General features: G+C 69.4%; 12 protein-coding genes. 3 read left to right on the top strand and 9 right to left on the bottom strand.

The annotated features are described in order from the left end of the window. The first annotated feature begins 107 nt into the window (after positions 1 to 107). Positions 108 to 926 (top strand): SigB/SigF/SigG family RNA polymerase sigma factor, encoded by an 819-nt coding sequence (locus tag ABT147_RS29515; RefSeq protein WP_351411617.1) that lies wholly within the window; start codon positions 108 to 110, stop codon positions 924 to 926. Positions 927 to 947: 21 nt separating this feature from the next. On the opposite strand, the gene ABT147_RS29510 is transcribed toward ABT147_RS29515, so the two are convergent. The 5 genes from ABT147_RS29510 to ABT147_RS29490 form a co-directional block, all read right to left on the bottom strand. Further along, entirely contained in the window at positions 948 to 1,664 is a 717-nt protein-coding gene (locus tag ABT147_RS29510) for an ANTAR domain-containing protein (protein WP_351411615.1), read from the bottom strand. Between the two features lie 86 nt (positions 1,665 to 1,750). After that, on the bottom strand, positions 1,751 to 2,512 hold the full coding sequence (locus ABT147_RS29505) for an ANTAR domain-containing protein (RefSeq protein WP_351411613.1): 762 nt from the start codon (positions 2,510 to 2,512) through the stop codon (positions 1,751 to 1,753). Beyond that, entirely contained in the window at positions 2,502 to 3,074 is a 573-nt protein-coding gene (locus tag ABT147_RS29500; RefSeq protein WP_351411611.1) for a hypothetical protein, read from the bottom strand. Before ABT147_RS29500 ends, ABT147_RS29505 begins: the two co-directional genes overlap by 11 nt. A gap of 95 nt (positions 3,075 to 3,169) precedes the next feature. Next, complete coding sequence (locus ABT147_RS29495) at positions 3,170 to 3,607, bottom strand: STAS domain-containing protein (protein WP_351411608.1); 438 nt, start codon at positions 3,605 to 3,607, stop codon at positions 3,170 to 3,172. A gap of 613 nt (positions 3,608 to 4,220) precedes the next feature. Beyond that, on the bottom strand, positions 4,221 to 5,243 hold the full coding sequence (locus ABT147_RS29490) for a DNA-directed RNA polymerase subunit alpha (protein WP_351411606.1): 1,023 nt from the start codon (positions 5,241 to 5,243) through the stop codon (positions 4,221 to 4,223). Positions 5,244 to 5,690: 447 nt separating this feature from the next. On the opposite strand from ABT147_RS29490, the gene ABT147_RS29485 reads away from it, so the two are divergent. After that, positions 5,691 to 6,362: an NUDIX hydrolase gene (locus ABT147_RS29485; RefSeq protein WP_351411604.1), complete on the top strand. Its 672-nt coding sequence runs from the start codon at positions 5,691 to 5,693 to the stop codon at positions 6,360 to 6,362. A 16-nt stretch (positions 6,363 to 6,378) separates the two neighbouring features. On the opposite strand, the gene rph is transcribed toward ABT147_RS29485, so the two are convergent. The 3 genes from rph to ABT147_RS29470 all read right to left on the bottom strand — a co-directional run bounded on the left by rph (position 6,379) and on the right by ABT147_RS29470 (position 10,386). Next, positions 6,379 to 9,021, bottom strand: coding sequence for a rifamycin-inactivating phosphotransferase (gene rph / locus ABT147_RS29480; protein ID WP_351411744.1), 2,643 nt, complete (start codon positions 9,019 to 9,021; stop codon positions 6,379 to 6,381). A gap of 315 nt (positions 9,022 to 9,336) precedes the next feature. Next, complete coding sequence (locus tag ABT147_RS29475) at positions 9,337 to 9,777, bottom strand: hypothetical protein (protein WP_351411602.1); 441 nt, start codon at positions 9,775 to 9,777, stop codon at positions 9,337 to 9,339. Positions 9,778 to 9,999: 222 nt separating this feature from the next. Then, positions 10,000 to 10,386, bottom strand: a complete 387-nt coding sequence (locus ABT147_RS29470) for a VOC family protein (RefSeq protein ID WP_351411742.1) — start codon at positions 10,384 to 10,386, stop codon at positions 10,000 to 10,002. A gap of 228 nt (positions 10,387 to 10,614) precedes the next feature. Here ABT147_RS29470 and ABT147_RS29465 point away from each other — a divergent pair, with 228 nt between their 5' ends. Then, on the top strand, positions 10,615 to 11,511 hold the full coding sequence (locus ABT147_RS29465) for a LysR family transcriptional regulator (protein ID WP_351411600.1): 897 nt from the start codon (positions 10,615 to 10,617) through the stop codon (positions 11,509 to 11,511). 86 nt (positions 11,512 to 11,597) lie between these two features. Here the strand turns inward: ABT147_RS29465 and ABT147_RS29460 are convergent, their stop codons facing one another. Then, a complete protein-coding gene (locus ABT147_RS29460) occupies positions 11,598 to 14,447 on the bottom strand; it encodes an FG-GAP-like repeat-containing protein (RefSeq protein WP_351411597.1) in 2,850 nt (949 codons plus the stop codon). Positions 14,448 to 14,513 lie beyond the last annotated feature (66 nt).

The following is a 14,513-nucleotide window of genomic DNA, read 5'->3' as shown; positions in this document are numbered from 1 at the left end:
GGTCACCGCCTCGCCGTCGCACTTCGCCGGAGACAGGCCACGCCTGCTTGAAGACGGGCTGCCCGGGGACCCGTACGAGGTGCTTCGAATCAGAAGGGCACACGCCCATGCCGTACGCACGCACGTTCAGTCCACGTAACGCACGCCGCTACGGCGACGCACCGGACACCGATGCCGCCTTCCGCCGTCTGGCCACCCTGGCGGACGGCCCGGAGAGGACCGCGCTGAGGCAGGAGGTGGTGTGCGCCTGGATGCCGATGGCCGTACGGCTCGCCCGGCGCTTCCGCCATCGCGGCGAGACCTTCGAGGACCTCGAACAGGTCGCCCAACTCGGCCTGGTCAAGGCGGTGTCCCGGTTCGATCCCGCTCTCGGCACCGTCTTCCCGAGCTTCGCCATACCGACGATCCTCGGCGAGGTGAAGCGGCACTTCCGTGACGAACTCTGGGACGTGCATGTGCCGCGGCGTGTACAGGAACTGCGCGGCCGGGTCCGCTCCGCCGGCCATGAGAGCTCGTCGCGGGGCGGCCACGAGCCGTCCGTCCACGAGATCGCGGCGCACACCGGCCTCACCGAGGCGGAAGTACGACTGGGCCAAGGGGCGCTGCAGAGCTTCGCCGCCCTGTCCCTGGACGCCGCGCCCGGCCGCTCCGCGGACAGCCCTCCGCTGACCGACACCCTCGGCGTCCTGGAGCCCGGCTTCGACCTGATCGTCGACCGCGAGGCGCTCCGCCCGCTGCTGCGGGCCCTGCCCGAACGCGAACGGCGCATTCTCTACATGCGGTTCTTCTGCGAGATGACACAGGACCGCATCGCCCTGCAGCTCGGACTCTCGCAGATGCACGTCTCCCGGCTGATCACCCGCATCTGCGCCCGCCTGCGCGAGCAGGTCATGGCCGACAGCCACGACCCGGGTACGGCGCCGTGACGGCATCCACAAGGGTGTGGGTCAGGACTCCAGACCGGCGAGGGGTTCGGAGCTGTCGATCAGCGCGCGGGCCACGTCGGCCAGGCGCCGGTTGTGGGCGCGGGCGTATCCGCGCAGCGCTTTGAACGCCTGCTCCATGTCGATGCCCTGCCGCTCGGCGAGCTTCCCCTTGGCCTGTTCGATCAGCACCCGGCTGTTCAACGCGGCCTGCAGTTGCTCGTTGAGCACCGTGCTGCGCTGGGCGGTGCGTTGTTGCAGCAGGCTGATGGTGGCGACGTCCGCCAGCGCCTGGGCGATCAGTGTGGCGGTCGGGTCGAAGGGGCCGGGGGCGGCGCGGAACAGGTTCAGGGCGCCCACGGTCTCGTCCCGCAGACGCATCGGCAGGGCCTGGACCGCCCCGAAGCCGCTGCGGTGCGCCGCCGTGACGAAGCGCGGCCAGCGGTCGATCTCCCGGGTCAGATCATGGATGATCACCGGTGTGTTGGTGCGGAAGCATTCGAGGCAGGGGCCTTCGTCGTTCTGAAGCTGGAACAGCTCCAGCAGGCGCACCTGTTCATCGGAGGCGGCCATGACACGGAGTTTGCCCTCCCGGTCGGCGAGCAGCACCCCGGCGGCGCTCGCGTCGAGAATGCCGACGCAGCGATCGGTCAGTAGGCACAGGAAATCGATGAGGTCGAAGTCGGCGACGAGATTGTCGGCCAACTCGACGAAGGTCTTGGCCAGAAGCTGTTGATCCATGGTGGGCACCCTCGATTGACACTAGTCGCGGCCCGGACGGGCGGGAAGGACAGCGGGCGGCACGTTCCTCAGCCGGCACCGATACGTCAGATCTGTTCATCGGACTGCTCCGGCTCGTTGTCCGGTGAGAAACGCAGCCGACGGGCCACCACATCCGCGGCGACGTCGGCGAGCCGGCGTCCCCGCGCATAGGCGTGGGCGCGGAGCCGGACGAAGGCTTCCTCGACACCGACTCCGAGCTGGACCGTGAGCATCCCGCTGGCCTGGTCGATCTCCGCCCGGTACGTACTGAGGTCCTCGAAGCCGCGGTCCGGCATCGGCCCGTCGCCGGGTGCGCCCGTCTCGTCGATCCTCGTGTCGAGCAGGAGCAGTGTCGCGAGATCGGCGAACGCCAGCGCGTCGGCCAGTTCCTCCGCGTCCAGTACGGTCGGAACGTCGGCGTACAGGTCCAGAACTCCCGGGCTGATCGCGCCCTTCTGCAAGGGGAGCGAGAACACCGCGCGGGCTCCTGCCAGCAGGGCCGCATCGGTGAACACCGTCCAGTGGTCCTGAGGACGAGCCGTGAGCAGATCGGGTCTCAGGACGGCCGAGCCGCTGACGAAGGCGTCCACACATGGCCCCTCGCCCAGCGTGAGCTGGAGTTCTTCCAACTGCTCGCTGATGTCGTCGGTACTGCACAACGGATGGCTCGCGGCGGTGCGGGACATCGCCGACAGCCCGGCCCCGCCGACCGGCAGCGCGGCCACGGCAGCGGTGCACACATCCACGACACCGACCCGGGCACCTCGTCGGACCGCCTGCTCGGCCACCAGCATCCGGATGCGGTCCGACCGCCTGTCAGGCTCCACCCGGGCCACCGTCTCCCGGCATCGTGACCAGGCCCTCCATCCGCGCCATGGCGCGTTCCCCGCGGGGATACACCAGCGCGCGGAACGTGGTGGGACTCATCGGCCTGCGCAGCTCTCCGATGTCCAGCCACCCCCAGGAGCGGAGCGCGGCGAGAGTCGGGCCATCGGCCCGGTCCACCAAGGTGGCGCCGAGGGACGCCTGGTGGTCGGCCAGCAGCCGCTCCTGCAGTCGACGGGCGAGCCTCCGGCCCTGCGCGTGCGGCCGGATCATGACGGCGGCGAACGCGAAGACGCCGCCGGACACGGTGAGTTGCCCGATGCCGCGCGGCAGTGTTCCCTCGAAGCCGAGCCACCAGGAGCCGTCGTCGCATACCGGGAAACCGAAGGCGCATCCGGTCAGGCCGTCCGTCTCGGCGATCACCAGGGCGAACCCCGGTCGGCGCATGTCCGTGGTGAGACGGTCCGAGAAGCTCTGGCGGCCGGGACGGCGGTACGGATCACCCGGCGCCGCCGGGCAGGACGCCCCGTACAGCTCCACCAGATCCTGACGCAGGCCCTCCACCAGCCAACGGTTCAGCCGGCGCAACCGCATAGGAGCCATGGCGGAGGGGCCGCCGTCCCCCGGCTTCCGTGACTGACCCCGCCCGGGTTCGGCTGTCATCGCACATCGCCCGAGAGAACGGACGCCTGCGGGACAGAGGGGCGCGGCGGGACCGGACCTGCCGCGGCCGCGGTGTCTTCGGGACCGGAAGGAGGAGGCGGCGGCGGGTGGTCGAACGGAAGGCCGAGGACCAGGAAATCGCAGCCGACGATGTCGAGGATCCGAGCCAAGGTCGTCGGCGGATGGTGCAGTCGCAGGGTCCCGCTCGCCATGGTGGTCTGCCGTGCCGCGTGGAGGAACGCGTTGAGCCCGCTGCAGTCGCAGAAGGTGACGGGGGTGAGGTCGACGTCGATGGTGCGGATACCGTCCTCCAGACACCGCTCCAGGGACACGCGCACCAATGGCGCGGAGTCGAGGTCGATCTCACCGGCGAGGGTGATCAGCGCCTGTGTCGTTCGGTCATGGCGGTAGACGGTGAGTTGCGGCAGGGGCATGACGCCTCGGTTCGGAAGGCCGTCCGGCAGCGGCGCGCGGGTGCCGGAGGTCCGGCTCCCTGGTCGCGCTCCCGGCAGGGGCGGTATTCGGCGGAGGCAGAGCGACGGCCGGTCCGGCAGCCTGTACGGCAGAGCAGAGGACCCACCCGGTTCCCTCCAGGGATGTGCGCCGGGTGACGGACGAGGAGTCCGCACCCCGCAGCCATCTGTGTTCGGCAACAGCATGCCGCCGGGGTCTGGGGCGTCTCCCCACAGCGTAGTCCTCGCGCCGGGTGACGGACGGTCCGCAGCGGTCCGATTCCAGGATGCGGACGGTGTGGACGCTGCGGACGACGCGGTGGCCACGCAAGACTGAGCCGAACAGCTCACCTGTGCGAAAGCGAAAGAGCTGCCGCACGCCCGCGTGAAGTGCACGCCCGCGTGACGCGCGCGCAAGTGTGAAGCATGCGCCCGCGTGAAGCGCCGGAGCCGCGCCACATTGTCGCCGGCCTGACTTCGTCAGGTTCTGGCGACGGGCGCGGACCCGGCCGAGTTCGCCCAGCGGGCAGAGAGCAGCGTGCGGGTCTCCTGTCCCCGTACGCGACATGTCTCTATGACCGGCGCAGCGCGGCGCTCAGTACTGTTCGGTCTCCACGAAACCCGAGTCCACGTCGTTGCCGGCGCCGAAGGCGTCGACGGCGGCGGTCGGGTCGAATCCGGGCGGGGAGTCCTTGAGACCCAGGCCCATACCGGCGAGCTTCGCCTTGACCTCGTCGATCGACTTCGCACCGAAGTTACGAATGTCGAGCAGGTCCGCCTCGGAGCGCGCGACCAGCTCACCCACGGAGTGGACGCCCTCACGCTTGAGGCAGTTGTACGACCGGACGGTGAGGTCGAGGTCCTCGATCGGCAGGACCAGGTCCACGGCGAGGGCGGCGTCCGTGGGGGACGGGCCCATGTCGATGCCCTCGGCGTCGATGTTCAGCTCACGCGCGAGACCGAACAGCTCGACCAGGGTCTTACCGGCCGACGCCATGGCGTCACGCGGACGCATGGCCTGCTTGGTCTCGACGTCGACGATCAGCTTGTCGAAGTCGGTGCGCTGCTCGACACGGGTCGCCTCGACCTTGTACGTGACCTTGAGAACCGGCGAGTAGATCGAGTCGACCGGGATACGGCCGATCTCCTGGCCCACCTGCTTGTTCTGCACGGCGGAGACATAGCCGCGGCCTCGCTCGACCGTCAGCTCCATCTCCAGCTTGCCCTTGCCGTTGAGCGTGGCCAGGACCAGGTCGGGGTTGTGGACCTCGACACCGGCCGGGGGCGCGATGTCGGCGGCGGTGACCTGCCCCGGACCCTGCTTGCGCAGGTACATCACAACGGGCTCGTCGTGCTCGGACGACACGACCAGCTGCTTGATGTTGAGGATCAGGTCGGTGACGTCCTCCTTGACGCCCGGCACGGTGGTGAACTCGTGCAGGACACCGTCGATCCGGATGGACGTGACCGCCGCACCCGGGATCGAGGAGAGGAGCGTACGGCGCAGGGAGTTGCCGAGGGTGTAACCGAAGCCCGGCTCCAGCGGCTCGATCACGAACCGGGAACGGAACTCGTCGACGACCTCTTCGGTCAGGGACGGACGCTGAGCAATCAGCACGGGGTGTTGCCTCCAGTGGTTCGGCGCCCCTGTACGTGACGCCATTGACACCACGAAGGGTACGGGCGATACGGGCACCAGGCTCTCCGCACAGCCCGAACCGCGCGTATCCCCACCCCGGCGAGGCGGCTTCGGGCCTCCCGAGGCCGCCGCTCCCACGGCCGTTTCCTCACAGGGCCGAGCGTGGACGCAGGTTGACCGGCAGCGGTACGTCGGCTGATTCGGGCAGCAGCCGAAGCATCTTTTGGTCCGCGGTGACGGGGGTCCCCTACGGTGGTGCGGAAGGCGCCGTCGCGGCAGCCGAAGGAAGCGCCCGGGAAACGGGCCGGGTGGGAGGTTTCGTTGGCCGGTCAACCGCAGGGTCCCGTAGTCGAGCTTCCCGGCGTCCGCCGCCTGCTCCTGACCGAGACGGACCCGCCCCGGCTGACCGACGAGCAGACAGCGGCGATGACACACAGATGGGACGAGGCCGTCGCGGCCAATCCGTCGCTGTTCGACGGGCCGACGGTGGTGTGCGCGGGCCTGGAACGGAAGGACCCGGAGACCCTGCTCCTGACCTGGTACCGGGCTACCTACCGTCGGTACGCCCTGCGGCTGGACCCGGTTCACGCGGTGCCGGCGCCGTCGGTGTTCGTGACCGTGGCGCAGCCCACGGACGACGGCCGACTGTTGGTCGGGCGCATGGCGCCGTCCACCGCGGCTCCCGGGCGCTGGCAGCTGCCCGGCGGGACGGTCGAGCCGCCCGCGGCGGGCACGGTCCTGGACCTGGAGGGAGTGCGTCGGCACGCCGCGCGGGAGTTTGTCGAGGAGGTCGGCCGGGACGTCCCGCCCGGGGACCTGGACCTCTGGGTGGTGACTCGCGGCGGCAAGGGCAACGTGGGCCTCCACTTCCGTACGCCGCCCTGCTCGGCCGACACGCTCACCGAGCAGTACGCCGCTCTCGTCACCGCGGAAGACGCCCAGCACCGCGTCCCGGAACTGGACCGCATCGCGTTCATCCGCTCCGACGCCGACGTGGCCGACCTCGGCGGCCGCAGCGCCGACTTCCTCCCGCTCCTCGCCGCCCGCCACGCGGCTCTCTTCGACTCGGCTTCATCGAGGAAACTGAGTTTGCCCTAGGCGACATGGCCCGGTGTCAGGGCAGGATCTCGACGTACCCGTCGGTTCCGTGCACGCGGATCCGCTGCCCGTCCCGGATCAGCCGGGTGGCCTGCTCCACGCCCACGACGGCCGGCAAGCCGTACTCCCGGGCGATCACCGCGCCATGGGTCATCAGGCCGCCCACCTCCGTCACCAGACCCGCGATTCCGACGAACAGCGGCGACCAACTGGGATCCGTGAAGGGCGTGACCAGGATGTCGCCCGCTTCGAGATCGGCGTCAGCCATGTCCAGGATGACGCGGGCCCGGCCCTCGACGGTCCCGGCGGATACCGGTACGCCGATCAGGGCACCGGCCGGCACGTCGTCACGCCGGTACTTCCCGGTGACGGCCTCACCGTCCGAGGTGAGCACCCGGGGCGGGGTGAGCGCGTGGTACGAGCGGAAGGCGTCCTTGCGCTGCCGGATGAGCTGGTCGTCCACCTGGTTCGAGCGCACGACGTCGTGGAGTTCCTGGAACGTGAGGTAGAAGACGTCCTCCCTCTCAGGAAGCACACCTGCCTGCACGAGGCGCTCGGCCTCCGCCAACAGGGCCTGCTTGTAGACGAAGTAGCGGCTGATGATGCCGTACTTCGGATACTCCCGGTATCCGATGAAGGTGCGGACCCGGTCGATCATCCGCTTGGTCTCCTCGGCTTTCCGGTCCCCGTCCGGCAGGGCGCGCAGACGTGACAGCACGTCCTGTTCCTTCTCCCGCGCCTTCTGCCGCCCTTCCTCGAAGCGCCGTTGGGCGGCGCCCGGCTCGAAGTTCCTGACGTTGTCGAGGATCACGGGCACGAGCGTGGTGGGGTGCTCGCGCCAACGCGGCCTCGTGATGTCGATCTCGCCGACGCAGCGCATGCCGTACCGGTCGAGGTAGTCCTCGATGGCGTCGCGCGCCTCCGCCCCGCCCGCGAGCTTCGCCAGCTCGTCCAGGAAGGCCTCGTCCTCGATGGGCTCGACGCCCCGCAGGAACGCCACCACCTCCGGCCGCGCGCGGATCACGTCCGCGACGTCGAGCAGTGCCAGTCCCATCTCGGACGTGATGTTGTCGGGGGCGGACAGCGTGAGCGTGTCAGCGGCGTTCTTCTCGCCCAGCCACTCCTGCAGTTGGTCGTTGAGCCACCATGTGGCCTCCATCCCCGCCATGATCGCCTGATGGCTCAGCGGATCACCGAGAACCCGTTTGTGCTCCTCGAACGCCTCCAGCAGAAAGTCGAACAGCGCCGGTCCGGTCTTCGTCCGGATATCGCGCTCCAGGGCGGCGATGGACACTCGACTGCGCTCGATCAGCTCGGTGACGAGGGCCGGATCGGTCTCGATCGGGGCGGGCGCACCGCTTGCCGGCGGCCCACCGCGGCCGGTGTCGGTGTCGGAGTCGGGCAGTTTGGGGATTGACGGGAGGAAATCGTCGCGGTCGAGGACGGTCTCCAGTGCGTCCCTGATCAGCGGATCGCCCTTCCCCAACGCCTCCAGGAGACCGTCGCGGCTCGCGGGCGAGGCCAGGCGCCGGGTGACGTCGACGAACAGCCGCCCGCCGGCCTCGTGCATCGGCACCATGGCCGTCAGCTGCCACATGGAGAGCCCCAGGGGCTTCATGGGGTCGGTCATCATCTGCCCATGACCGACGGAGACGTAGACGTGGTTCTCCTGGTCACCGGCCTCGGGGACGGGGACAGGGAACAGCGTCGTGATCGGCCTGCTCTGCACGATCTCGAAGCCGTCGTCGCCCAGGCACCATTCGATGTCCTGCGGGCGGCCGAAGTGCGCTTCGATCCGCCGCCCGAGCTGGACGAGCCGGACGACCTGATCATCCGTCAGTGCCGGCTGTTCCTGCTGCTGCGATTCGACCTCCACCTCCCGCGTCCCGCCGTCCGGCAGGGCCTGAACGGCACGCTGTTTGGCCGCGATCGACTTGGCGACGATCTCGCCGTGCCGCACCTTGAAGACGTCCGGGTTCACCAGCCCGGAGACCAGGGCCTCGCCGAGTCCGAAGCCGGCGTCCACGGTGGCGACCTTCCGGTTGCCCGTGACGGGGTCGGCCGTGAACAGGATGCCGGCCGCCTGCGGGAGGACCATCCGCTGCACGACCACGGCCATGTGGACCGTACGGTGGTCGATGCCGCTGCGCTGACGGTAGGTCACGGCCCGCTCGGTGAACAGCGAGGCCCAGCACCGGCTGACGTGCTGGAGGATCGCCGCCGGCCCCACGACGTTCAGATACGTGTCCTGCTGGCCGGCGAAGGAGGCCGTCGGCAGGTCCTCCGCCGTCGCGCTGGACCGGACGGCGTAGGCGGCCTGCTCGCCGAACCGGGCGAGTGCGCCGGTGATCGCCGCCGCGAGATCGCCCGGGATGGCGATCCCCTCGATGGTCCGGCGGATCCGCGCGCTGAGGGTCCGGATCGCCTCACGGTCGTCCGGGTTCAGACGCGACAGCCGCTCGAGTTGATCGAGCTGCTCGTCGATCGACGGCGCTTCCGCGATGATCCGCCGGAAGGCGTCCGTCGTCACACAGAAGCCGGCCGGTACGCGGATGCCCTCGATCAGCGACAGCCCGCCCAGATGCGCGCCCTTGCCGCCGACGACCGCGACCTGAGTCTCGTCGACCTCTCGAAGGTCGCGCACGTACTGCTCGATCACGTACTGCTCGCTCATCGCGATACCTCCGGGGCCGTCGAACGCGTCCTCTTCCCTGGTTCGACGTCACAGCGTCCCCTGTACGTCGACAACAGCACACGCACGTCGCGCCCCTCTTTCCGCAGGTTGTGGCATCGGTCGACGATTCTGCGCCCTGACCCGGGTCTTGCGGCAAGCCCCCCGGTGCGCTATACGTTGAGAGTGGCAAGGAGAGGCGGTTCTCCTTGCCTTTGCCATGTGCCGTCCCCGCTGGGACGACAGGCTTCTCGACGCCAGGCCTGGTTCGAGCCTCAGCGCTACTCAGCGTTGCTCAGCGCTCTATGAGGTGAGGTCCCGGACGTTGGCGAGGGCTCCTTGGACGGCGTCGGAGAGCCTGCGGGTTCCCTCGGCGGAAGGGAGTTCGCTCTGCCAGGCATTGACTGCCTGCCATCCGTGCTCGGCCAGGGAAGGGATGGGGATATCGGCTTTGAGGTCCGCGGGTACGGCGGGGAGGCGCACCAGCAGGGTTGCGGTGCCCAGAGCGGCGGCGGCCGCGATGCCCTCGTGGGCCAGGACGGGGACGCCGTAGGCGGCGTGGAGGGGTGCGTGCGGGGCCAACTGGGCCAGTCTGTCCAGGAGATCGGGGTGGGTGTGCAGCTGCCATTCGCCAAGTGCGTAGTCATTCGGTCCGGTCGGCGGGGCGCCCTGTGCCCGTAGGAAGTCCAGCAGCGCGGCGTTCTGGGGATGTTCGGGGCTTATCGACGGCAGATCCACGTGCATGGGACTGACACTAGAGCGTCCTTTGTCCCGCGGCCACGGCCCGTTTCTGGGCCGCGGCTCTGGACGGTTACGCCATCGCACGCTACGACGACGCGGAACTCGTACGTCTGCGCTCCCTGGGGATCACCTCTCGGCGCGACCGTTCAAGCCCGGAACACGGACAACGTCGTCCTGACCGATCCCGAAGGCAATGAGTTCTGCCTGTCCCTCACGCCTGAGCAGTCAGGTCGTCGCGTCCTGCGGGTACCAGCGCAGTTCCACGGTGTTGCCGTCCGGGTCCTGGACGTAGACGGACGTGGCGGTGCCCCGTGCGCCGAAGCGGTCGACGGGGCCTTCGAGGACGGTGAAGGTTTCCGAGGCGATGAACTCGTCCCAGTCCAGGGGGTCCACCGTGAGACAGATGTGGTCGACGTTGGACTCTCCCCGAGGGCGACCGACCAGGTCGATGATGGACTCGGGGGTGATTCTCACTGAGGGGAAGGGGGCCCTGCCGGCTCGCCATTCGTCGACGCGTACCGGTTCCAGGCCGAGGAGGCCGGTGTAGAAGGCCAGGGACCGTTCGACGTCCTCGACGTTGAGGACCAGATGGTCGAATGCCTTCACGCGCAGCGAGGGCGCCTTGGGTTGGTTGCCGAGGCGGGGTGTGGGGTGGCCGTGCTCCCGCAGGGGCTTGTCGGTCCCTGTCGTGCGCGTGGTCATGTCCGAGGCGTTCATGGGTTCCTCCGATGGTGGAGTGTGGAGTCCAACTGGGCGCTCTTTACGATCCATTGGGGAACGTCCGCGATCAAGGCGGGATCGGAATACGATCGTTGAGCCTGATTCAACGAACGGGGGACGATGCTGGAGCGGGCGGAGATCGAGACCTTTCTGACGCTTGCCGAGGAGCTGCACTTCGGTCGTACGGCCGAGCGCCTGCGCGTCACGACCGGCCGGGTCAGCCAAGTCATCAGGAAGCTTGAACGGCGGATCGGCGGCATGCTGTTCGAGCGGACCAGCAGAAGCGTGCGTATCACGGCGATCGGGCGGCAGTTGGCCGATGACCTGGTGCCCCTGGTCGCAGGGATGGAGGAGGCACTCCGAAGGGCCACCGATGCAGGTCGCGGTGTCACGGGGGAACTGCGGGTCGCCTTTCTCGGCGAGTCGACGGCGCCGGCGCTACTCAAGGCGGTCCGGCTGTTCGGCGACCGCCACTCCGATTGCAGGGTCGATGTCCGGGAGGTTCAGCTGTCCAACTCCCGCGCGAGCCTGCTGGACGGCTCGGTGGACGTCCTCATCGCCTCGTACCCGTTCGACGGCATGGCCTGTGGGCCGGTACTGCTGACGGAGAAGCGAGTGCTCGCCGTCGCGGCCGGGCATCCGCTCGCCGAAGCGGAGTCGGTGTCGCTCGAAGTCCTCGCGGAACACCCCGTGGTGCAGTACCCGGAGGTGACCTCGGCGGAGTTCAAGCGGGATCGCACACCGGACCGCACCCCGCTGGGCAGGCCGGTTCCCAAGGGGCCGGTCGGAGAGTCGTTCTCCGAGATGCTCACGCTGGTCGCGATGGGCAGAGGCGTACTGCCGGTCGGAGAGCATTCCCGGCGTTACTACCCTCGACCCGATGTCGCCTATGTGCCTCTGCGCGACGCGCAGCCGATCGAACGGGGACCGGTCTGGCTGGAAGGGAACACCACGGAACGCGTCCGTGAGTTCGTACGGGCCACGGCTGACGTCGCCAACGAACCGCTGATCGACTGAGCGTGCCGTCTGCCGCGGAAAGCCCGCCCCACCCCGACGTGGGGGTGAGACGGGCCGTAGTAGGTCGTGTCGTGGGAACGGGCAGGTCAGAAGGTGTAGACGCCTTCGTTCAGGAGGGCCGGGGTCGTCCCGGCGACGGGGGAGAGGACGGTGAGCGTGTTGGCGGTGGTGGAGACGTGGCCGGCGCCGTCCCCGGGCCACCAGCGGGCGGCTCCGGAGGAGTTGACGGCCGCGAAGTCGGTGTGGCCGTCGGAGTTCACGTCGCCCGTGAAGAAGCGGCTGTAGGAGGCGAAGGAGGTGCCGGACGCCAGCTGCTGGGCGGCGCCCAGGCCGCCGTTGCCGTTGCCCTTCCACCACCAGAGGGTGCCGCCCGAGTCGACGGCGGCGACATCGGTTCTGCCGTCGTCGTCGAAGTCACCGGTGGGGACGCCGGAGTAGCCGGAGAAGGCCGTGCCGGGCACCAGGTTCTGGCGGGCGCCGAAGGTACGGTCGCCGTTCCCCGGCCACCACCACAGGCTGCCGTCGAAGCCGAGGCCGACGATGTCGGTGAGGCCGTCGGCGTTGAAGTCGCCGCCGGAGACCGCCTTGACGGTGCTGAACGAGGTGCCGGACATCAGGACCGCGGGCGCGGACAGGATGCCGTCGCCCTGTCCCAGCCAGAAGTTCAGCCGGCCCTCGTCGTCGATGGCGATGAGGTCGCCGAGACCGTCGTTGTTGAAGTCGCCGCGGGCCGGGTGGAAGGACGAGCCGAACGTGCCGCCGATCAGGGTGCGGTTCTCCAGGTGCCGTTCGCCGGTGGTGGCGTCACCGAAGCCCGCGAAGTACCAGATCCTGCCGTCGCTGGTGCGGTTGAGGACGTCCATCTGGCCGTCGCCGTCGATGTCGTCCCAGGAGCGGGTGTCGGCCTCACCGGTCTCGAAGGGCAGGTGGAGCAGTTTGCCGGTGCCGGAGTACGTGTCGGAGGTCGCCGCGGCGGAGATCTCCTGGGAGCTGAGCGCCCGGTTGTAGAGCACCACGCTGTCGATCGAACCCGAGAACGGCTGCGCGCCGTCCAGCCGGTTGCCGACCTGGAGCGGCTGGGGGCGGGCCGGGGAGACCGCGCCGCTCGGCGCGGTGCCGGTGCTGACCTTGGCGCCGTCGATCCACAGGCTCAGCTCCTGGCCCGCGCGTTGCAGGGCCACGTGGTGCCAGGCGTTGTCGTTGTAACTCGACGTGGAGACCAGGTTCCTGCTGCCGGACGCCGTGGTGGCGTTGGCCACGATCCGGTTCTGCTCGGGTTCCGCCCGGACCCACAGCTGCGGCAGCCCCGCGCCGACGCCGAAGCCCCAGAGGATGCCCCGCACCCCGGTGGTGGAGTTGTACTTGAAGTCGGCGGCGACCGTGAAGTCCCCGCCGAGCTGCGCGTACGCGGGGCTCGGCGCGACGTCGACGAAGCCGGCGGAGGTGTCCGGGGACAGCGTCACCGCACGTCCGAACTTGCCGTCGGTCAGCCGGGCCCGGCCGCGCAGGGTGGCCGCGTTGCCTCCGGCGGTGTCCGGGGTACGGGCGCCGGTCACCGGCCCGGTGAGCACGGTCTGGCCGGCGGAGACGACGGTGAAGCGGACCGAGGTGTGGTCGTACGTGCTGTCGGCGTCCTGCCACGGGTCGGGCCCGGCCTCGTAGATCACCCCGAGACCGTCGGACGTGGTCCGGGCGAGGTCGGAGTAGCCGGCGCCCGCCTTGGCGATGGTCAGGCCCTGGGCGGGCGTCTGCCAGGTGGCGCCGTCGTCGAAGGAGGAGCGGAGCTTGAGGGTGCCCTGCAGTCTCGGACTCGCGGGGTCGTGGTAGACGGGCTCGGTGATCACCAGTTGGTTGAAGCTGTCACCGCGCGGGACGCTGTTGAGGGCCAGCACCGGGGCGAAGACCCGCGCGCCGGGAAGGTTGGCCGCGGTGACCGTACCCCAGGACCCGCCGCCGTCGGTGCTGATGGCCTTGTTGCGGTTGGTGCCCGCGGTGGCGTCGGCGTCGGTCGCGGCGTTGTTGTTGCGGGAGGTCATATAGAGGCTGCCGTCGGCCAGTTGCGCGATACTGGCCTCGCCCGCGTACAGGGGCGTGGCGTTGCTGGTGATCTTGCCGCGCTGCCAGGTGGTTCCGTGGTCGTCGGTGTAGATGGCGGAGGCGTGGTGGCCGTCGTTCACCCACGACCCGTCGGTTCCCGGGCGGCCGTTCTGGTACGCGGGCGCCAACAGGCGGCCCCCGTGGTCGCCTCCCGGACGCAACTGGATGCCGTGGCCCGGGCCGGGCTGGAGGAAGCGGACGCCCTGCTGCTCGGTGGCGGGCTGGTTGGCCTGCCTGGGGTTCACCTGGCTGGTGATGTCCGTCCGGTCGACCCAGGTCCTGCCGTCGTCATGGCTGTACATGACGAACGTCTGGATACGGTTCGGCTGGCCGTCCGAGCCGTTGACGCCCCCGTTGGTCAGCAGCCGCACGCTGTAGAGCAGCACCACCTGGCCCTCGACGGTACCCGTGTCCGGGTCCTTGTACGTGGCGTCGACGATCGGTGTGGGCTGGGCGTTGATGGCGGGCACGCCCGGATTGCCGGGGTCGCTGGACAGACCGCGGGCGATGATCTTCGGTGCGGTCCAGGTGGCGCCGCCGTCCGTCGACGCCCGGCTCACGATGTCCATCTCTTTGGTGTCCTCGCACGCGCCGCCCATCCGGGCTTCGGCGAAGGCGAGCAGCGTCCCGTTGCCGGTGCTGACCACCGAGGGGACCCGGAAACATGTGTACGTCCGGCCGCTGATGGTCGTGTTCGACGTGAACAGGGTTGACTGGCTGGGCAGTTGCGGCGGCTGAGCGGTGATGACGGGAGCTGCTGTCGCGGGTGCTGGGGTTACCAGCGCGGCGCCAGCGATCAGAGGCAGCAGCAGAGCCCTGACGACGGCGGAGAGATTCATGTGAGGAAGCTACGACAATGTCATGTAACGGTCCAACGAGATGTCGCCGGCCGTCCGTGATGCGGA

It is taken from the genome of Streptomyces sp. NPDC001868 (genome assembly GCF_040297125.1).
Classification (GTDB): Bacteria; Actinomycetota; Actinomycetes; order Streptomycetales; family Streptomycetaceae; genus Streptomyces.
Note: the sequence above shows the minus strand (reverse complement) of the source record. Positions and strands in the feature narration are given on the sequence as shown.

Excerpts from the sequence above, each read along its gene's own strand:
- ABT147_RS29515 (WP_351411617.1), top strand. The coding sequence starts at position 108 with ATGCCGTACGCACGCACGTTCAGTCCACGTAACGCACGCCGCTACGGC.
- ABT147_RS29510 (WP_351411615.1), bottom strand. The coding sequence starts at position 1,664 with ATGGATCAACAGCTTCTGGCCAAGACCTTCGTCGAGTTGGCCGACAAT.
- ABT147_RS29495 (WP_351411608.1), bottom strand. The coding sequence starts at position 3,607 with ATGCCCCTGCCGCAACTCACCGTCTACCGCCATGACCGAACGACACAG.
- ABT147_RS29485 (WP_351411604.1), top strand. The coding sequence starts at position 5,691 with ATGACACACAGATGGGACGAGGCCGTCGCGGCCAATCCGTCGCTGTTC.
- ABT147_RS29475 (WP_351411602.1), bottom strand. The coding sequence starts at position 9,777 with ATGCACGTGGATCTGCCGTCGATAAGCCCCGAACATCCCCAGAACGCC.
- ABT147_RS29465 (WP_351411600.1), top strand. The coding sequence starts at position 10,615 with ATGCTGGAGCGGGCGGAGATCGAGACCTTTCTGACGCTTGCCGAGGAG.
- ABT147_RS29460 (WP_351411597.1), bottom strand. The coding sequence starts at position 14,447 with ATGAATCTCTCCGCCGTCGTCAGGGCTCTGCTGCTGCCTCTGATCGCT.